Source organism: Pseudomonas sp. B611, assembly GCF_055407965.1.
Genome location: NZ_JBUZST010000011.1, coordinates 97175 through 116490, shown reverse-complemented (window position 1 = coordinate 116490; position 19316 = coordinate 97175). Strand labels below are relative to the sequence as shown.

Sequence of the window (19316 nt, the reverse complement as noted above, 5' to 3'; positions counted from 1 at the left end):
AACGGCCGCACTTGCTTGCGATCACAGGACTCGATTCGACGTGAAAAAACTTGCTCGCCACAACAATAAAATCTCCCGCTGGGCGCCGCTGGCCCTGGCACTTGCCGTCAGCAGCGCGGCGTACGCCGCCGACGCCATCCATATCCAGGCCCAACCCCTGGGTGCGGCGCTGAGCCAGCTGGGCCAGCAAACCTCCTTGCAAGTGTTCTTCAGCCCGGACATGGTCGCCGGCAAACAAGCCCCGGCGGTGGACGGCAACCTCTCGCCGGAACAGGCCCTGCGCCAATTGCTGCAAGGCAGCGGCCTGGACTACCAGATCGATGCCGGCTCGGTGACGTTGCGCCCGCTGAGCAGCGGCACCGGTGAAGCCGGCTCGCCGTTGGAACTGGGCACCACCGACATCAAGGTGGTCGGTGACTGGCTCGGCGATGCCAATGCCGAAGTGGTGCAGAACCACCCCGGCGCGCGTACGGTGATCCGCCGAGAGGCCATGGTGGAGCAGGGCGCGATGAACGTCGGCGACGTGTTGCGCCGGGTGCCGGGCGTGCAGGTGCAGGAGTCCAACGGCACCGGTGGTAGCGATATTTCCCTCAACGTCGGCGTGCGTGGTCTTACTTCGCGGTTGTCGCCACGTTCCACGGTATTGATCGACGGCGTACCGGCGGCGTTTGCTCCGTATGGCCAGCCGCAGCTGTCGATGGCACCGATTTCCGCTGGCAACCTGGACAGCATCGACGTGGTACGCGGTGCCGGTTCCGTACGTTATGGGCCGCAAAACGTCGGCGGCGTGATCAACTTCGTGACCCGCGCCATCCCGGAAAAGTTCTCCGGTGAAGTCGGCACCACCCTGCAAACCTCGGCCCACGGTGGCTGGAAACATCTGGACAACGCCTTTCTCGGCGGTACCGCAGACAACGGCATCGGCGCCGCACTGCTGTACTCCGGGGTCAAGGGCGACGGTTATCGCAACAGCAACAATTCCAATGACATCAATGACGTGATCCTCAAGACCCACTGGGCGCCGACCGATCAAGACGATTTCTCGCTCAACTTCCACTATTACGACGCCACCGCCGACATGCCCGGCGGCCTGACCCAGAAGCAATTCGACGCCAACCCCTACCAATCGGTGCGCGACTGGGACAATTTCACCGGGCGCCGCAAGGATGTGTCCTTCAAGTACATCCGGCAGATCGACGACCGCACCCAGGCCGAAGTGCTGACGTACTATTCCGACAGCTTCCGTGGCAGCAATATCGCCAACCGCGACTTGCTCACCCTGGGCTCTTACCCGCGTACTTATTACACCTTTGGCATCGAGCCGCGGGTGAGCCATGTGTTTGACGTGGGCCCGAGCACCCAGGAAGTCAGCGTCGGTTATCGCTACCTCAAGGAAGGCATGCACGAGCAGGCCACCAGCCTCAACCTGGTCAACAACGTGCCCACTCCTGGCGGGCGCAGCGATGGTCACGTCTACCAGGACCGCACGGGCGGCACCGAGGCCAATGCGTTCTATGTCGATAACAAGATCGACATCGGCAAGTGGACCATTACCCCCGGCATTCGCTTCGAAGACATCCGCACCGAATGGCACGATCGCCCGGTGATCCCGCTGACCGGCCCGCGTACCCTGGAAAAACGCCGCGAGGTGCACAACAACGAACCGTTGCCGGCCTTGAGCGTGATGTACCACGTCTCCGACGCGTGGAAACTGTTTGCCAACTACGAAACGTCCTTCGGCAGCCTGCAATATTTCCAGCTAGGGCAGGGCGGTTCGGGTGATCAGACTGCCAGCGGCCTGAACCCGGAAAAAGCCAAGACCTACGAGGTGGGAACGCGCTACAACGACAGCGTGTGGGGTGGCGAAGTGACGCTGTTCTACATCGATTTCTCGGATGAGCTGCAATATGTCAGTAATGCGGTGGGCTGGACCAACCTCGGCGCCACCAAGCACACCGGTATCGAAGCCTCGGCCCACTACGATCTGTCGAACCTCGACCCGCGCCTGGACGGCCTGACCGCCAACGCCGGTTTCACCTACACCAAGGCCACCGCCGAAGGCGATGTGGCGTTCAAGGGGCGCGACCTGCCGCTGTATTCCCGTGAAGTGGCAACCCTGGGCCTGCGTTATGACGTCAATCACTGGACCCACAACCTGGACGTCTACGCCCAGTCCGGCCAGCGCGCACCGGGCACGGGTACCACCTACATCACCCAAGGCACTGCCGATGGCCAATACGGTGATATTCCGGGCTATGTCTCGGTCAACGTGCGCAGTGGCTATGACTTTGGCGAGCAGCTGTCGAACCTGAAGCTGGGCGTGGGGGTGAAAAACCTGTTCGACCAGCAGCACTACACCCGTTCCAGCGACAACAACGCCGGGTTGTACCTGGGCGAGCCGCGTACGTTCTTTGTACAGGCAAGCGTCGGGTTCTGATCCATAACGGATAGGAAAAATCGCAGCTCAAGGGCTGCGATTTCTTTTTGGGGTTTTCCTACGCTTTCATACGACCGCCGGCTGCCTGCATAGGAACCGATTCCGACAAGAGCACCACACAGAGGGATACCTGATTTGCCTGGACATTTGTTGGGCAAGCAGGTTCACGACTCAACCTCTCGCTTCGGAGCCATCTATGTCGATATCGACCCTGGACTCACCTGTACCGTCATCAGCCACCCTCGATGCTTCGCCACTCACACCGCAGGCCAAGCGCACGGCGCCTTCCACGCCCTCTTCAGAGGGGAAAAACCAGGCGAATGTTAACTTCAACTCGCGAGAACAAGCGTCCGGCCCGGTATTTGGAGATCACCAGCCGCCGGTCAATCGAGGTGGCGATCCCCATCACGCGCGGCACAACCCCGACCCTTTGGCGATGGCGAGTGTGGCGCGCCATCCAACTTTCCTCGAACAGTTCAAGCAGTGGGGCAGCCAATGGTTTGGCGGTTGCCGCCCGCCTGCCTGCCCTCCCTGCAACAGTGCGCCGCCGCGGCCAAACCCATCGATCGGCCGGCCTCACCCGAAGCCGGATTACTCAACGCAGAATCATGAGCAGTTGACGCAGGCACTGCTGGATAATTTCAACGCGTTCACGGGGTCCGCCCATGGGAAGCACATGACCACCCGCGACATCAGGGCAATGGCCAACAGGCAGCCAGGTAACGATCCCGTCATGAACAACAATATTCGCTTGGCCAAAGAACTTTTGAACCGCCCCGACTTGATGCAGGCCCTGGACCGCAACAACGGAACCGGTGCGACAGACGGCCGGTTCAGCAAACAAGATCTGCGCGACGCTCTTAATGACACGAACTATTTCAGATACAAGAGTGACAAGGAGATCGCCGGGGAGATGCTCAGTCATTTCGATGAGTTGGCGCGGCGCTGGGGCGGACAAATCAGCATCAGAGACTTGAAAAAACTGGCTAGCCAGCCGCTGACGGGTGACTCGTCCAAGGATCACCTCATCCAGTTGGCACAGGCCGTTCTCAGCCGCGGCAACTTGCTGGGGGCGATGGACCGCAATGGAGATGGGCATCTGAGTCGAAGGGAAATCCAGCGCTTATCCCGCTGATTGAAAAGCCTGCTGGCTTGGGGCTCCGTGAGTGTTCTTGCGGCGCCTCATGCCCTAAGAGAAATGTGTCAGGAACCATTTCCAGCGGGGCGCCACTCACGTCATACAACCTCGGCGACTCTGATGGTACGGGTCGCTTTCAGGAACCGAGCCAGGGGTCCAGACATGACTACAACTTCATTTCAATCTCGCCAAGGATGTTATCCACCTGACTTTTCGGATTCACAGTCGACGCTGGACGATGCTGGAGCATCCGCAGGCCTCCCCAGCAGCGCGTCGGCAAACCGTTACGCTGCTCAAGCCTTGCGTATGAAAGCCTTTGCCGCACAACGGCAATTTCAGGCGCCGGTCGCCGATGATTTTGCCCGGGGCATGCTGGCGCCAGTGAAGGGGAGCGGTACCGCGGCCTCACCCTTGCGATACATCGTCAGTGCCTTGGCTGTGTTGATCGCGAGTCTGGGCCTGCAAAAGGCCGACTGATCGGGGGGCTGCCGCCTTTTTTACATACTGTCATTGGTATTGTGCGCGGATTTGGAACCGTCGTGCCCTGCTCACCACAGAGGTTTGCTTGCATTCAAGGAATCAAGTGTGGATCTGAGAAAAGTGGGAGAAGACACATGACAATCGATGGCGCACTACATCACGCACGGCCAGCGGTGCTGGCAGATACGGACATGCGATCCGCTGAGCGCACATCAGCTATCCATCATGATGCCTGGAGCGAACCCCATCATGCGCCCCGGTCTCGCCCGGATAACCTGCCCAGCCGGCCGACGCTGTTACGCGGTGGCGTGTCTGGCCTGCAACACCGCGCCTTGCAGAACCCGCCCGTTACGCGTGCGAGCCTGTTGCCACCAGACGTCAACACCAAAGATAGGCAACTGGCCGAAACGCTGCGGGAAAGCTTCGGTTTGTTACACCCCTTCCTGAAGGACGGGCGGCTGACGCTGTCAGCCTTGCGCCAGGTCGCAGAAGCCACGATGGGCGACAACGATAAGCTGGACGGCTTAATCCTGGTGGCCCGGGAGATCAACAACCGCCCGCCCTTGAGAGATGCAATATTGAGTATCGACGGCGACATCACCCGTGACAGCCTGGCGAGCGCCGCCACTGCTTTGCAGGGCAACAGCTCGCCGAGTGCATTCAGCCAAGACCCATTCCATGCGCAAGATAACGCCCATGTCGTCAAGGCTTTTCAGGGCTTGTTCGAGCAGTTGCGTGACCAGACTAGGGATCGGGCCTTCTTTTTTGACAAGCACCAGTACGTGGAAGTCGCCGGGCTCAGGGCTGTGATGCGCGACCCCGACGCTGTCGGCTCACACGGCCAGTCGCAGCTGGACCCTGCCACCGGCTTGCCCGGCAAGCAGTACAGCGAACTCAGCGTGTATACGGCGAAGAACATCATCGAGCGCCCGGGCCTGTCGCGTTCATTGGAGCGTGCCAGTGGCACACGGATGTTCGGCCCGGCTCACCAGGAAGGCTGGATCAGCAATAAAGGCGTGGAGCGCTGGCTTGAGCAGGACAAGATGCACAAAGCCAGGTAATACCTGGCCAATTGGTTGGGTTACACCCTGAGGATTTTGCCACTGACGGCCACGCCGGCGAGCAACAGCGCGATCAGCACAAAAGCCGTGCTCAGGCTGCTGCCGTGGGCGATAAAACCGATGACTGCAGGCCCGGCAAGAATACCGGCGTAGCCCAGGGTGGTGATGGCTGGCACGGCAATATGTTCCGGCATCACCGTTTGCTTGCCGACGGCGCTGTACAGTACCGGCACAATGTTCGAGCAGCCGGCGCCGACCAACGCGTAGCCGAGCAGCGCGGTTTGCCACGCAGGGAACAGTGTTGCCAATAACATGCCCGCCGTGGCCAACGCGCCGCCGATCACGATCACGCGGGTGGCGCCCAGGCGGCGCACAATGGCGTCACCGGTCAAGCGCCCGGCGGTCATGGTCAGGGCGAATGCGGCGTAGCCAAGGCCGGCGTAGGCTTCGTCGAGGCCACGTTCGGCGCTGAGGAACACGGCGCTCCAGTCGAGCACGGCGCCTTCGGCGAGAAACACGATGAAGCACAGGCAGCCGATAAACAGCACCACGCCATGGGGCACGGCAAACGCCGGCCCCGCGCTTTCACTGCCGTAGGGCAACAGGTGCGGCCCGGCCTTGAGCAAGGCCACGAGCATGATCACGACCACCACCAGGGTCGCCTGCAACGGCGTAAAGCCCAGCCCCAGCAACCCGGCAACACCGGCGGCGCCCACAATCCCACCCAGGCTGAACAGGCCATGAAAGCCCGACATCATGGTTTTGCCGCTGGCCCGTTCGACGATCACGGCTTGCAGGTTGACCGTCGAGTCCACCGTGCCCAGGCCTGCGCCAAACAGGAACAAGCCGGCTATCAGCCACGGGATCGAACTGACGGTGGCCAGCATCGGCAGGGCCAGGCAAATCAGGATCGTACCGGCGCTCAACACGCGCCGACAGCCATAGCGTGACGCCAGTGCGCCGGCCACCGGCATGGCGATGATCGAGCCCACGCCCAGGCACAGCAGCAACAGGCCCAGCGTGCCTTCGTTCAGTTGCGCCCGCGCCTTGGCATAGGGCACCAGCGGCGCCCAGGCCGCGATGCCGAAACCGGCGATGAAAAATGCGATGCGGGTGGACATTTGCTCCAGCCGCCCGGGAATCACGGGCGCAGGGGTGGGGATGGCGGTCATGGAAAATCCTTGGTTTTGCGTTCAACGAACGGTGTCCGGCGCGACATCCTTGCACATCAGGCCGTGGTGAGCGAGCCGGGTTCCCGTAGAGGTGGCAGCGGTGAATTTTATTTTTACAAACCCGGAACGCTTTAAGTGTTACTCGCCACGTAAGGTGTATCGGTTCCAGCGGAGGCGGTCTGGAAGGTGCGTAGTCCTTGCGGGAACTGGCGAACCCCAGGCTTCTCGCAATGGTTGCGCACCTTCCAGACCGCCTCCCACCGACACGGCATTCTGTAATACGCTGCTGTCCCAGTGTGTAGGCAAACGAGCGGAAGAACCGATGAAAAATTCCTGGCAGGCGCTGCCATGACCCACTTCTATGATGCCCGGGGCAATGTCTATGGGGTGGTCAGCCCGGCCTTTTTACGCGAACAAGGCATCGACCTCGCCGACACTGCCGCCCAGGCCGCGCGTGATCGCCAGGCATGGGCAGCAGCGGCGATCGCGTCCGAATGCGGCTGGGGTTCGACACCGCGCCCGCCAGCGGCCAAGGCCCACCGTTGCGATGGTTTGCTGGTCGGGCCATTCCAGGTCGAGCCGCCGTTTGACCTGTTGATCGTCAACACCGACGGCACTCTCGCCGAGCGCAGTGGCAATGGCCTGACGATCTTTGCCCAGGCCCTCACGGACCAGGGCTTGATGACGGCGGCCAGTGAGTTGCGCGTGCATCACGACCAACCCGGCGGTGCCTCACCGGTGACCACCTGGGTGGAACCTGCGGTCTATGAACAGGTAGCGGGATTTTGGCTTGCATTGGGCCAGCCTGCGTTTGGGCCGCTGGCGGTTGGCGCATCGGAGGTTGGCAACGCCGGACTCAGCCACGTCAGCGCATTGGCGGCGATCAACCCGCACTGGCTGCAGAGTCAATTTGTGCGGGTGGGCAACCCCCATTGCGTGACATTGGTGGCGCACGCGTCGGCGTTGCCGGACAACGCAGAGATGCAGCAGCCCGCGCTCTTCGAACCCTTGCAGGCGATTGCCTTTGCGCCGCCGGTTGGCCGTGGCCAGCCCTGTGCCGCCGGCGTCAACCTGCAATGGGCCGCCCGGGAATCCGACAACCGCGTGATTGCCCGTGTCTTTGAGCGCGGCGAAGGGCCCACGGCGTCGTCCGGCACCAGTGCCAGCGCGGTGGCCTGTGCGGCGTGGCGCGCCGGCTGGGTAGCGGCGGGTGAGGTCGCGGTGGTGATGCCGGGCGGTACGGCGCCGGTGCGCTTGCAGGCCAACGCCGACACGTTGCTCAGTGTCAGCCTGTTCGGCACAGCGCGTCGGCAAACTAGCTGATCATGAACGCCACCTGCGCCGGCTGACGTTTCATCAACACCTTGCCGTTGCGGATCGAATACAGCGGCAGGCCCTGGCTGCGAATCACTTCATAGTCGCTGTCTGCCGAGAGGATCAACAGGTTGGCCGGCCGCCCTGGCTTCAAGCCGTAACGGTCGCCGAGGGCCATGGCCTTGGCGCTGTTATCGGTGACCAGGTCGAGGGCGCTTTGCAGGGTGCGGTAGCCGAGCATATGGCAGATATGCAAGCCGGCTTCGAGCACACGCAGGATGTTGCCGTTGCCCAGCGGGTACCAGGGATCGACGATGGAGTCCTGGCCAAAGCACACGTTCATGCCCGCTTCGAGCAGCTCGTTGACGCGGGTCACGCCGCGGCGTTTCGGAAAACTGTCAAAGCGCCCTTGCAGGTGGATGCTCTCGGTCGGGCAGGAGACAAAGCTGATGCCGGAATGCCCCAGCAAGCGAAACAGCTTGGCGCAGTAGGCATTGTCGTAGGAACCCATGGCCGTGGTGTGGCTGGCGGTGACGCGCGCGCCCATGCCACGGCTGCGGGCTTCTTCGGCGAGCACTTCAAGAAAGCGCGAGTGCGGGTCGTCGGTTTCGTCGCAATGCACATCCACCAGGCAACCGGTGCGCTCGGCCAGGTCCATCAGGAACTTCACCGAACTCACGCCCTGGTCGCGGGTGTATTCAAAATGCGGAATGCCACCGACCACATCGGCGCCCAGGCGGATGGCTTCTTCCATCAGCTCGCGGCCGTTGCGGTAGGACTCGATGCCTTCCTGGGGGAAGGCGACGATTTGCAGGTCGATCAGGTGCGTGCTTTCCTCACGCACTTCCAGCATGGCCTTCAGCGCCGTGAGGTTGGGGTCGGTGACATCGACGTGGGTGCGCACATGCTGGATGCCGTGGGCGGCGAGGGCCTGGATGGTTTGTTTGGCGCGGGTCTTGGTGTCTGCAAAGGTGATGGTGGCTTTGCGCTCGCCCCAGCACTCGATACCCTCGAACAAGGTCCCGCTCATGTTCCAGCGTGGCTCGCCGGCCGTGAGGGTGGCGTCGAGATGGATATGCGGCTCGACGAAGGGCGGGATCACCAGGTTGCCGGCGGCGTCCAGGTCGTTGGCGCTTGGCGTCGGCACGCTGGTTTGTGGGGTGATGCTGGCAATCCTGCCGTGTTCCAGGTGCAGATCATGCAGGCCTTCACGGTTGCGCAGGCGGGCATTGATGATGTGCATGGGCAAGTTCCTCTTGGGCAAAACCAGTAAATGAGATCAGTCGAACAGCGTCTGCGTAGTCTCGCCGCGATGGAACGCAAAGGCGGCTTCCAGATCACTTTCGATGGTGCGTCCACGGGACAGCGGCGGCAGTTCATCCTGGCGGAAAAATCCCACCTCGGTGGTCTCGAACCCCGCCATCGGCGCCAACTGGTCCACACGGTCACACAGGAAATACAGTTTGTAGAAGTCCCGCACATCCGGTCGATACAGACCCTTGGCCTTGTGGGTGACGCTATACAGCGCCCGCGCGGTGACGGTCAGCCCGGCTTCCTCGCGAATTTCCTTGATGATGTTTTCTGCGGCCGACAGACCGATGTCGGCATAACCGCCCGGTAACGCCCAGCAGCCATCGGTTGATTCACGCACCAGCAGGATCCGGTTGCCTTCGATCACCGCACCGCGCACGTCGAGCATCGGCGTTGAATAGCGCTGGGCAAAGTCCGGCACCAGTCCGGTTATACGTTCCAGCGGCACGTTGCCCAACTGCGCGAGCATACTGTGGGCAATCTCGGCGATTTCTTCCAGGCGCTCGCGTTCGAAGTCGTCGGTGCAAAAGTGCAGGCCTGTAGACGCCAGCGCTTGCAGGCGCTTGGCTTGGGCCAGCCAAGTGTTTTCCATGGGGTCTCCTAAAGGGATTTACTCATGTACACGCGGCGCAGGCCGTGTTCTTCGGCCCGATGGGTTTCGACATAGCCGCGACGTTGGTACAGCGTGAGGTTCTCAGTCATGGCTTCGTTGGTGTACAGGAAGATGGCCGCGTGGCCCGCATCGAATGCCTGGCGTTCGGCAAAATCCATCAACTGGCGCCCCAAACCAAGACCTTGGGCATCCGGGGCGACGGCCAGGTTATCCAGCAGCAGGGCGTTGTCCTCCTCTATCAGGATGACAAAACCCTGCACGCGCCCGGCGTTGTCCAGCACGTGGACCCCGCCGGCGTCGACCAACCGGCGATAATCCTCCAGCATCGGGCCGGGCTGGCGGCCGATTCGTTCGATATAAGGCGCGTAGGCAGCCTGGACGATAGCTTCGATGGCTGCGACATCCTCGGCAGTGGCGGGGCGCATCATTGCAGCGTGCTCCTTGGCGGCTGGAAGCCACGACTGTACGGGAGCCGGGCATAAAAAAACCACCGCAAGGGTGGCTTTTTCACCGCGGCGCTTCACTCACCGCGATAGATGCAACCGCTGGTGCAGGTCTCATGGATACGGATCGCACTGAGTTCCGGCAGCAGGGGCTTCAACTCGGTCCAGATCCACTTGGCCAGCACTTCGCTGGTGGGGTTTTCCAGGCCGGGGATGTCGTTGAGGTAGTTGTGGTCGAGGCGCTCATAGAGCGGCTTGAAAATCGCCTTGATCTCCGAGAAGTCGCGAATCCAGCCGGTATGGGGGTCGAGGTCGCCGCTCAGGTGGATCGCCACCTTGAACGAATGCCCATGCAGGCGCCCGCATTTATGGCCGTCCGGCACATGCGGCAGGCGGTGGGCGGACTCGAAAGTAAATTCCTTGAAGATTTCCACAGTGTTTTCAGCTCGTTCAGGTATCTGGCAGGCGGCGAGTTTAACAGCTTGCTCCGTCGCCGCGCATACCGCTGGGTCAAAGGGCTTGCAGGTGTTCGCCCAACTGGCCGTTATCGGCCAACGCCAGGAACTCATCCCCCAGCCGTTGGCTCTCGCTCATTGCGGTTTGCCAATATTTGTTGCGGCTTGCGTCATCGCCGAGGAAGCGCTTGAAGTCACTGCGGTCCGGCAATTTGCCGTGGGGCAGGCGGGCCAGGTAGTCCCTGGACGGCGCGAGCAGCAACACATCTTGCAAGCCTTGTTGATTGCTGCGGCGCCACGGCAGGCCCTTGTCGAACCAGCCGGGGATCACCCGGTCGGTGAAGTGCGGGTACAGCACAATGTCGTCGCCGTGGTAGGGCAGGTCGAGGTGATAGTCCAGCAGGCCGCCGTCGCGGTAGGTGCCAGCGCCTGCGCCGGGCAGGTCGCGCACGCCTTGCATCACCATGGGGATCGAGCCGGAGGCCAGCAGGGCCTGGCGCAGGTTGCCGGGTTCCAGGGCGAGAAAGCGCGAGGGGAAGTCCGTCAACGGGTGCACCGGCGGCGCCTGGCGCGGGTCGTGGATGATCAGCCGCTCGAAATGCCGCGCCAGCCGCGCGCGGCCCCGCAGGTTATCGGCAATCACCGATGACAGGCCCAGGCCCAAACGGCCCCGGTGGTCGTCGGCGAGCAGGCCATGGCTTTTGACCACCATGATGTTCAGGCGATAGTCCGGGTTGTCCAGCACCCGTGCATCACGGCCGGCCAGCAGGTCGTCGAGCATGCGTTGGCAGCTCCGGCTGACCTCGGCCATGGTCACGCCTTTGGCAAAACGCTGTTCGTTGTACAGGCGGCCAAGGTCAAGCAGGCCTTGCACGGGGTCGGGCAAGCAGGCACTGGCGAACCGCCAGGAGCCGATGGACGCGCCGATCAGCGCCCGTTCCCGTGGCGCGCGGGGCAGCCAGTCGCCAAACAGGGCCAGGTCCAGGCCCTGGATGCCCAACGCTTTGGGCCCGCCAGCCGCGCCGGGGAGGATACCGACATCGGCGGGCTTGAGGCCCAGCTCACGAATGCGCGCAAAGGCCCGTTTGCCGGCCTTGAGCGTCAGCGCGGGAAACTTGATGTGGATGGCTGTCATTCCGATCTCTGTGGCAGCAGGGGTTGGGGCGAAAATGCCATGGTGGCAATTCAGTTTCAGTTAAGTTGCAGCGGTTACGGTGGCTGGCGTAGGAACAATATCCTGAAACGGAGACTTATTATGAAGCGCCTCACAGCGCTGGTCGCCGCCGGTATCATTGCCTCCTCGGCGCTGCAGGCCTGGGCAGTGGACCCCGACAAGCCGCTGAAGTTACCCGGCACTGTTACTATTGTCGCCTTTGATCAGCTGGAAGCCACGGCCCTGGCCTTGCATCCTGGCTCGACGCTGCTGGACACCGACCTCGACGAGGAGTACGGCAAGTACCTCTACCAAGTCGAACTGGAAGATGCCAACGGCATCGAGTGGGAAATTGAATTGGACGCGCTCACCGGGCAGGTTCTCAAGAATCATCAGGAAACCTAATGAAGGTAAATTTACGTGCCGGCAGTCGAATAGCATTGGTGCTCCTGGCTTTTTGCTCAAGCCTGGCGGCCCGTGACCTCGATCAGGATGAGGCATTGGCGCTGCGGCAACAGGGCGTGATCCTGCCGCTGGAAGAGCTGTTGCAACAAGCCATGGCGCGCCACCCCGGTTCCCGCTTGTTGGAAGCCGAACTTGAAAAGAAGCATGGCAAGTACGCCTATGAGGTGGAGCTGGTCACCAACGAGGGTGTCGTGCGTGAAATCAAGCTGGACGCCTCCACGGGTGTGTTGATCAAAGACGAGGAAGACTGATGCGCCTGCTGCTGGTGGAAGACAACGTACCGTTGGCCGATGAACTGCTGGCCGGCCTGCAACGCCAAGGCTACGCCGTCGATTGGCTGGCCGACGGGCGCGACGCCGTGTACCAGGGCCGTAGCGAGCCCTACGACCTGATCATCCTCGACCTCGGCCTGCCGGGCCTGCCGGGGCTTGATGTGCTGGCGCAGTGGCGCGCCGCCGCGCTGGCCATCCCGGTATTGGTCCTTACCGCCCGTGATTCCTGGGCCGAGCGCATCGAAGGGCTCAAGGCGGGCGCTGACGATTACCTGAGCAAACCCTTTCACCCGGAAGAACTGTACTTGCGCATCCAGGCGCTGTTGCGCCGCTCCCACGGCCAGGCCAACCAGCCCACCCTGCAAGCGGCTGGCCTGCATTTGGATGAAGGGCGCCAGTGTGTGCTGCGCGATGGCGCGGAAATCCAGCTGACCGCCGCCGAATTTCGCCTGCTGCGCTATTTCATGTTGCACCCCGAGCAGATCCTGTCGAAAAGCCACCTGGCTGAACACCTGTATGACGGTGAAACCGAGCGCGACTCCAACGTGCTGGAAGTCCACGTCAACCACTTGCGCCGCAAGTTGGGCCGCAGTGTGATTGAAACTCGCCGTGGCCAGGGTTACCGGTTTGGCGCCAGCCCCGCATGAGGTCGATTCAACGGCGCCTGAGCCTGGGCCTGATCAGTGTGATGGTGATCGTCGGCATCGCGCTGGCGCAAACCAGTTTGTGGTTGTTCGAAACCGGCCTGCAGCGTTACCTGGAAGCGGGCCTGCGCAACGACAGCGAGAGCCTGCTGGTGGCGCTGGTGCGCGGCCCCGAGGGTTTGCAACTGCATGAGAATCGCCTGTCGCCGGCGTATCAGCGACCGTTTTCCGGGCACTATTTCCGTATCGATTTTGCCGATAAACACTGGCGTTCCCGCTCGCTGTGGGACCAGGATCTGCCCCATCTTCCTGAAGCGGGGCTCAAGGGCAATCTGCAGCTGGGCCCGGACGGCCAGCAATTGCTGGTGCTGCGTGAGGACTACAAGCGTTTCGGCCAGGCGATTTCCATCAGCGTGGCGCAGGACTACACGCCGGTGCGCGAAAGCTTTCGCCTGATGCGTCAGATCGGTCTGGTGCTGGGCCTGGCGGCACTGCTGCTGGTGCTGGTGTTGCAACGGGTGACGGTGCGCCGGGCCTTGCGTCCGTTGGAAACCGCACGTAACCAGATCGCGCAACTGCAACAGGGCCAGCGCTCGCAACTCGACACCCAGGTGCCGCTGGAGCTGGAGCCGCTGGTGGCGCAGATCAACCACTTGCTGGCGCACACTGAAGACAGCCTCAAACGCTCGCGCAATGCCCTGGGCAACCTTGGCCATGCGCTGAAAACCCCATTGGCGGTGCTGTTGAGCGCGGCCTCCAGCGAACAACTCAAGGACCATCCCGAGTTGGCCAAACTGCTGCGCGACCAGCTGGAACACGTGCAGCAGCGCCTCAACCGCGAACTCAACCGCGCCCGCCTGGCCGGTGACACCTTGCCCGGCGCCTTGTTCGACTGTGAGACGGAGTTACCTGGCCTGTTGGCCACGTTGAACATGATCCACGGCGAACACCTGGACCTGAGCTGCCACGCAGCGCCCGGCCTGAAATTGCCGTGGGACCGTTCCGACCTGCTGGAATTGCTGGGGAACCTGTTGGACAACGCCTGCAAATGGGCGGACGCCGACGTGCGCCTGACGGTCAGCGAAACACAGCACAGTTTCTGGCTGGTGGTGGAAGACGACGGCCCCGGCATCCCCGAAACCCAGCGCGACCAGGTCTTCAGCCGTGGCACGCGCCTGGACGAACAGATCGATGGCCATGGCCTTGGGTTGGGGATCGTGCGGGACATCGTCGAGGTGTGGGGCGGGGTATTGCAGTTGCAGGAAAGCGAGTTGGGCGGGCTCAAAGTGCTGATCGAGCTGCCCAAGCGCCAGAACGGATAGAACGCCGATCAAATTGTGTGTGAGCTTGCTGTGGCGAGGGAGCTTGCTCCCGCTGGACTGCGCAGCAGGCCCAAGCTTTTTTGGGGCCGCTTCGCGCCCCAGCGGGAGCAAGCTCCCTCGCCACAAAAGCCTGCTCTCGCAGTGTTTTTTTTCCAGTCTTCAGACCCGGAACTGGTCCATCAAGCCCTGTTGCTGATTCGCCAGGCTGTTCAACGCCTGGCTCACCCGCGCCGATTCATTGGCTTGCTCCGACAGTGACTCGGTCACATCGCGAATGGTCGCCACATTACTGTTGATCTCTTCGGCCACGGCGCTTTGCTCTTCGGCGGCGCTGGCGATTTGCAGGTTCATGTCGCTGATCACCGTGACCGCCTCGCCGATCTGGCGCAGGGCGGTGACGGCCTGGCCGACTTGTTCGACGCTGCCCTGGGCCTGGCGATAGCTGTTGCCCATGGAACCCACCACTTCCTCGGTGCCGCTTTGCAGGTGTTCGATCACCAGGCGAGTTTCTTCCACCGATTCCTGGGTGCGGCGTGCCAGGTTGCGCACTTCGTCGGCGACGACCGCGAAACCACGACCGGCTTCACCGGCGCGGGCGGCTTCGATGGCGGCGTTGAGGGCCAGCAGGTTGGTCTGCTCGGCAATGCCGCGAATCACTTCGAGCACCGAGCCGATTTTCTCGCTGTTGGCGGCCAAGCCTTCGACCTGGGCCATGGCGGTGCTCATATCGGCTGCCAGGTGGCCAATGTTGGTGGTGGTGCGGTCGATCACGGTCAGGCCTTCGCGGGTGGCCTGGTCGGCATCGCGGGCGGCTTGCGCTGCTTGGGCCGCGCTGCGGGCGACGTCTTGGGCGGTGGCGCTCATTTCGTGGGAGGCGGTGGCCACCTGATCGACCTGGCGATACTGCTGCTCCATGCCGGCACTGGTTTCAGTGGCAATCGCGGCGGATTGGTCGGCGGTGCCACGGGCGTCCTGCACCGAGCGCTTCACCTCGGCGATGATCGGTTGCAGTTTGTCGAGGAAACGGTTGAACCAGCCAGCCAGCTGGCCCAGTTCGTCCTGTTTGTCGTAGGCCAGGCGGCGGGTCAGGTCGCCTTCGCCGCTGGCGATGTCTTCGAGCATGTGCGCCACGCCGAGGATCGGCCGGGTCACGCTGCGCGCCATCAGCCACACCAGGATCAGGCCGACGACGGCGGCTAACAAGCCCAGGCCCAGTTCCAGCAGGGTGCCCTTGGCATTGTCGGCATCCAGCTGGGTTTTCAGCGCCTCGGCGGGCGCGACCAGGACTTTTTCCGGCACATCCAGCAACACGCCCCACAATTTGCCATCGGGGATCGGCGCGAAGGGCGCCAGCACCTTGAGTTGATGCTCGGTGCGCAGGCTACGGATCTGCGAACCGCTGGCCAGGAAGCCGATCAGTTGCGCGCCGCTGGTGCTGTCGACCTGGTCCAGGCGCTGGCTGAGCTTGCTCGCATCCGGGCTGTAGCCGGCGAGCACGCCAGTGGGGCTGATGATGCTGACTTGGGTCTGGCCGTCGTACAGCTTGCGGCTGGCCTGCTGGCTCACGGCCTGCAGGCTGTTGAGGTTGATATCCACCGACAGCGAAGCGATGACTTTGCCGTTGACCATCAGCGGGAACACGATGCTGGTCATCAGCACGTTTTGCCCGTTGATCACATAGAAGTAGGGTTCTATCACGCAGGGCTTGAGCGTGGTGCGCGGGCAGGTGAACCAGGCGTTGGCTTTTTCACCGCTGGGGCCGACGCTGGTGTCGGCCATGTCGCTTTCCGGCAGCGCCATCGACTCCAGTTTGCCTGGGGTCGGCTGCGACCAGTAAAGGGCGAAGCGGCCCTTGTCGTTGCTGCCCAGCTCGGCCTGGTTGGCGAAGAGTTCATCCTTGCCGTCCAGCGCGTTGGCTTCAAAGACCAGGGACAAACCGAGCAGGTCCGGGTTGGCCTGCAAGGCGGCCTTGACCTGGCGGGTCAGGTCTTCACGGGTGTCGAAGGCGTCAAGGAAGCGCTTTTCCGCCTGTTCCCGCAAGAACAGCACCTGGCGCGAAAAGCCGTGGCCGTACTGGTAGGCGTCCATGAACTGGCGACGAATACCCAGCGCCTGGCCTTCACCCTGGGCCTCGATGCGCGCCTGGGCGGCTTCGTCGAGCATCTGCATGCTGGACGCCTTGACCTGCGCGGAACTCTGCTCCATGCGATACAGCGACAGACCCACCAGCAGGGTCACGATTCCCAGCAGGCAAAGGCCGGCGAGCAGGGTGATTTTCCATTGAATGGACAGCTGTCTGAGGGACATCGAGGAGCATCCTTAACCTGAAAACACAGTGAATCAGGTTATCGGCCGCTGTTTATGATTCTTTATTGTTTAAACGTTCAATTGAATCTCGTTTTTTGTGGCGAGGGAGCTTGCTCCCGCTGGGCTGCGAAGCGGCCCCAAGATTTTTGGGAGCGCTGCGCACTCCAGCGGGAGCAAGCTCCCTCGCCACGAAAGCCCTCTGGCCACAGTTTGCTGACACCGCAGTTTTGACATGCGAAGCCGCCTGCGGCAAAGTGCGCGCCCTCTAATAAGACCTCCTCCAAGCCTGCACGCTGACAGCCGCCTTTGGCCTGCCGTGGCGCGGGCATGCCTGTTTTTTATGTTTCTGCTTGAGGTATCCATGATTAACGCAGTCATTGCCGCGGTCGGCACCATGCTGGTGCTCAGTTTGTCCCGCGTGCATGTGGTCATCGCCATTATCGTCGGCGCCCTGGTGGGTGGTCTCACCGGTGGCTTGGGCATTGATGCCACGCTCACAGCCTTCAACGGCGGTTTGGGCGGCGGCGCCACCGTGGCCTTGTCCTACGCCTTGCTCGGCGCTTTCGCCGTGGCGATTGCCAAGTCCGGCCTGGCCCACGCCCTGGCCGACAAGGCGTTGATGCTGGTGGATCGCCAGGAAGCCAGCGGGGGTAGCCATGTCAAATGGCTGTTGATCGGCCTGTTGTGGGTGGTGGCGATTGCCTCGCAGAACATCCTGCCGATTCATATCGCGTTTATTCCGTTGCTGGTGCCGCCCCTGTTGTACGTGCTGACCAAGCTGCAACTGGACCGCCGCCTGATCGCCTGCGTGATGACCTTTGGCCTGATCACCCCGTATATGTTCCTGCCGGTGGGCTTCGGCAATATCTTCCTCAACCAGATCCTGCTGGCCAACGTGGCCAAGAGCGGCGTCGACATCAGTCAGGTCAACGTCACCCACGCCATGGGCCTGCCGGCGCTGGGCATGGTGGTCGGGCTGTTGGTGGCGGTGTTTGTCAGCTACCGCAAAAAGCGCGTGTACGACCTGGAGAAAATCGAGCGCGTCGAGCAAGTGGCGGTGCAATACAACCCGCTGACCTTGCTGGTGGCCGGCCTGGCGATTGCCTCGGCGTTCATCATTCAATTGTGGCTGGACTCGATGATCATCGGCGCCCTGGCAGGCTTCCTGATCTTTTCGGTGTCGGGCATCGTGCGTTGGAGCGACACCGACGACCTGTTCACCGAAGGCATGAAGATGATGGCGATGATCGGCTTCATCATGATCGCCTCGTCGGGCTTTGCCGAAGTGCTCAAGGCCACCGGCGACGTGCGTTCGCTGGTGGAAACCTCGGCGGCGTTTATCGGCCATAGCCGTGGCGTCGGCGCGTTGCTGATGTTGCTGGTGGGCTTGCTGGTGACCATGGGCATCGGCTCGTCGTTTTCCACGGTGCCGATCCTGGCGGCGATTTTCGTGCCGCTGTGTGTGCAGCTGGGTTTCAGCCCGATGGCCATCGTGTGCATCGTCGGCACGGCGGGCGCCTTGGGCGATGCCGGTTCGCCGGCCTCGGACTCCACCCTCGGCCCGACCTCCGGCCTGAATATCGACGGCCAGCACCACCATATCTGGGACACCGTGGTGCCGACCTTCCTGCACTACAACATCCCGTTGCTGATATTCGGCTGGCTGGCGGCGATGACCCTTTGACCCGCTTTTAATATCCAGACCTGTGGCTAGCCGGCTCTTGCTGGCGATGTTTTTCGGAAAAATCTGCAGTTTGTGAAGGGCCCTTCTCTACTTGACGTTCATGAGCTGCAACGCGTTGGTTGAGCGCCTGCTGATCGTTAAAGTCTGGAGCTTCCCCACTTTATGGTAGGTGCTCCGATGAAGAAACTTGCCCTTTGCCTACCGCTTTTGATGATGGTCGGCTGCGCCACAGGTCCGCAAAATCTCATCTCGAAAAACGGTTACGTGATCGACACTACGCACAGCTCTCAAAGTCAGAACGAACGGATTCGTTATTTGGTTCTGCATTACACGGTTTTTGATGACAGCCAATCCCTTGCAGCTCTCACCACGGGTACTGCGAGTGCTCACTATCTAGCGCTCACTACTCCGACCCTGTACGACAAATTGCCGGTGACGCTGCAGTTGGTGCCGGAAGAAAAGCGGGCTTGGCATGCCGGTGTCAGTCAATGGGGAAGCCGCACCAATCTCAATGACACATCCATTGGCATCGAAATCGTCAATGCAGGTTTTATCGAAGGCCCGACCGGAAAACTATGGTTTCCCTACACCCCTGCGCAGTTGGAGCTGGTCAAGCAGCTCGCAGCGGATGTAATCAAGCGTTATGCCATCGAGCCGCAGAATGTAGTCGGGCACAGTGACATCGCCCCCGCGCGCAAGTCTGATCCCGGACCGTTGTTTCCCTGGCAGGCGTTTGCCGAACAGGGCATAGGTGCATGGCCTGACGCGGTGACGGTACAAACATACCTTGGCGAACGTCCGCCGTTTCAAGTGGTTGCGGTAGGTCCTTTGCAAAAGGCCCTCGCCGCTTATGGTTACAAGATCCCGCAGACCGACGTATTGGACGACGAAACCCGCCAAGTCATCCGGGCCTTTCAAATGCATTTCCGACCTGATGGTATCTCGGGTACTCCCGACGCCCAGACTGAAGCCATTGCATTGGCTCTGGTGGAAAAGTATCGGCCCTGAATGCCCAAGCCCAGTACCTGGCTATCGTGCCGGATGA

Annotated in this window: 17 protein-coding genes and 2 pseudogenes; 11 read left to right on the top strand and 8 right to left on the bottom strand. The window is 61.9% G+C overall.

Translation table 11 applies throughout. The annotated features are described in order from the left end of the window. Positions 1-40 precede the first annotated feature (40 nt). The 4 genes from ACZRMO_RS21335 to ACZRMO_RS21320 all read left to right on the top strand — a co-directional run bounded on the left by ACZRMO_RS21335 (position 41) and on the right by ACZRMO_RS21320 (position 5116). Positions 41-2437: a TonB-dependent siderophore receptor gene (locus ACZRMO_RS21335; protein ID WP_463974119.1), complete on the top strand. Its 2397-nt coding sequence runs from the start codon at positions 41-43 to the stop codon at positions 2435-2437. Positions 2438-2633: 196 nt separating this feature from the next. After that, positions 2634-3572, top strand: coding sequence for a type III secretion effector protein (locus tag ACZRMO_RS21330; protein ID WP_463974118.1), 939 nt, complete (start codon positions 2634-2636; stop codon positions 3570-3572). Between the two features lie 165 nt (positions 3573-3737). Further along, entirely contained in the window at positions 3738-4052 is a 315-nt protein-coding gene (locus tag ACZRMO_RS21325; protein WP_463974117.1) for a type III secretion protein, read from the top strand. A gap of 137 nt (positions 4053-4189) precedes the next feature. After that, complete coding sequence (locus tag ACZRMO_RS21320) at positions 4190-5116, top strand: type III secretion protein (RefSeq protein WP_463974116.1); 927 nt, start codon at positions 4190-4192, stop codon at positions 5114-5116. A gap of 20 nt (positions 5117-5136) precedes the next feature. Here the strand turns inward: ACZRMO_RS21320 and ACZRMO_RS21315 are convergent, their stop codons facing one another. Continuing rightward, complete coding sequence (locus tag ACZRMO_RS21315) at positions 5137-6288, bottom strand: MFS transporter (protein WP_463974115.1); 1152 nt, start codon at positions 6286-6288, stop codon at positions 5137-5139. 348 nt (positions 6289-6636) lie between these two features. Between ACZRMO_RS21315 and ACZRMO_RS21310 the strand changes: the two genes are divergently transcribed. Beyond that, a complete protein-coding gene (locus tag ACZRMO_RS21310; protein ID WP_463974114.1) occupies positions 6637-7611 on the top strand; it encodes a diaminopimelate epimerase in 975 nt (324 codons plus the stop codon). On the opposite strand, the gene codA is transcribed toward ACZRMO_RS21310, so the two are convergent. The 5 genes from codA to ACZRMO_RS21285 all read right to left on the bottom strand — a co-directional run bounded on the left by codA (position 7604) and on the right by ACZRMO_RS21285 (position 11559). Then, positions 7604-8845 carry a cytosine deaminase gene (codA, locus tag ACZRMO_RS21305; protein ID WP_463974113.1) on the bottom strand — a complete coding sequence of 414 codons (1242 nt, stop codon included), beginning with the start codon at positions 8843-8845 and terminating at the stop codon, positions 7604-7606. The genes ACZRMO_RS21310 and codA overlap by 8 nt on opposite strands. Before the next feature lie 36 nt (positions 8846-8881). After that, positions 8882-9505: an NUDIX hydrolase gene (locus ACZRMO_RS21300; protein WP_463974112.1), complete on the bottom strand. Its 624-nt coding sequence runs from the start codon at positions 9503-9505 to the stop codon at positions 8882-8884. Positions 9506-9513: 8 nt separating this feature from the next. After that, positions 9514-9954 carry a GNAT family N-acetyltransferase gene (locus ACZRMO_RS21295; RefSeq protein WP_463974111.1) on the bottom strand — a complete coding sequence of 147 codons (441 nt, stop codon included), beginning with the start codon at positions 9952-9954 and terminating at the stop codon, positions 9514-9516. 92 nt (positions 9955-10046) lie between these two features. After that, a complete protein-coding gene (gene queD, locus ACZRMO_RS21290) occupies positions 10047-10403 on the bottom strand; it encodes a 6-carboxytetrahydropterin synthase QueD (protein WP_017736453.1) in 357 nt (118 codons plus the stop codon). Between the two features lie 76 nt (positions 10404-10479). Continuing rightward, positions 10480-11559: a patatin-like phospholipase domain-containing protein gene (locus ACZRMO_RS21285; protein WP_463974110.1), complete on the bottom strand. Its 1080-nt coding sequence runs from the start codon at positions 11557-11559 to the stop codon at positions 10480-10482. Positions 11560-11679: 120 nt separating this feature from the next. On the opposite strand from ACZRMO_RS21285, the gene ACZRMO_RS21280 reads away from it, so the two are divergent. Genes ACZRMO_RS21280 through ACZRMO_RS21265 form a run of 4 tightly spaced genes read left to right on the top strand, consistent with a single transcriptional unit; the run spans position 11680 to position 14280 of the window. Next, a complete protein-coding gene (locus ACZRMO_RS21280; RefSeq protein WP_463974109.1) occupies positions 11680-11982 on the top strand; it encodes a PepSY domain-containing protein in 303 nt (100 codons plus the stop codon). Next, positions 11982-12293, top strand: a complete 312-nt coding sequence (locus ACZRMO_RS21275; RefSeq protein ID WP_463974108.1) for a PepSY domain-containing protein — start codon at positions 11982-11984, stop codon at positions 12291-12293. The genes ACZRMO_RS21280 and ACZRMO_RS21275 overlap by 1 nt, the downstream gene beginning before the upstream one ends. Then, positions 12293-12961, top strand: a complete 669-nt coding sequence (locus tag ACZRMO_RS21270) for a response regulator transcription factor (RefSeq protein ID WP_017736534.1) — start codon at positions 12293-12295, stop codon at positions 12959-12961. The genes ACZRMO_RS21275 and ACZRMO_RS21270 overlap by 1 nt, the downstream gene beginning before the upstream one ends. Next, positions 12958-14280, top strand: coding sequence for a sensor histidine kinase (locus ACZRMO_RS21265; protein ID WP_463974107.1), 1323 nt, complete (start codon positions 12958-12960; stop codon positions 14278-14280). Before ACZRMO_RS21270 ends, ACZRMO_RS21265 begins: the two co-directional genes overlap by 4 nt. Positions 14281-14439: 159 nt before the next feature. On the opposite strand, the pseudogene ACZRMO_RS21260 reads toward ACZRMO_RS21265, so the two are convergent. Next, a pseudogene (locus ACZRMO_RS21260) lies at positions 14440-14949 on the bottom strand (methyl-accepting chemotaxis protein); the annotation flags it as partial. 348 nt (positions 14950-15297) lie between these two features. After that, positions 15298-16368 (bottom strand): annotated as a pseudogene (locus tag ACZRMO_RS21255) (PDC sensor domain-containing protein); the annotation flags it as partial. 583 nt (positions 16369-16951) lie between these two features. Between ACZRMO_RS21255 and ACZRMO_RS21250 the strand changes: the two are divergent. Beyond that, on the top strand, positions 16952-18271 hold the full coding sequence (locus tag ACZRMO_RS21250; RefSeq protein ID WP_463974155.1) for a Na+/H+ antiporter family protein: 1320 nt from the start codon (positions 16952-16954) through the stop codon (positions 18269-18271). A 177-nt stretch (positions 18272-18448) separates the two neighbouring features. Beyond that, positions 18449-19279: an N-acetylmuramoyl-L-alanine amidase gene (locus tag ACZRMO_RS21245; protein WP_463974106.1), complete on the top strand. Its 831-nt coding sequence runs from the start codon at positions 18449-18451 to the stop codon at positions 19277-19279. Positions 19280-19316: the final 37 nt, after the last annotated feature.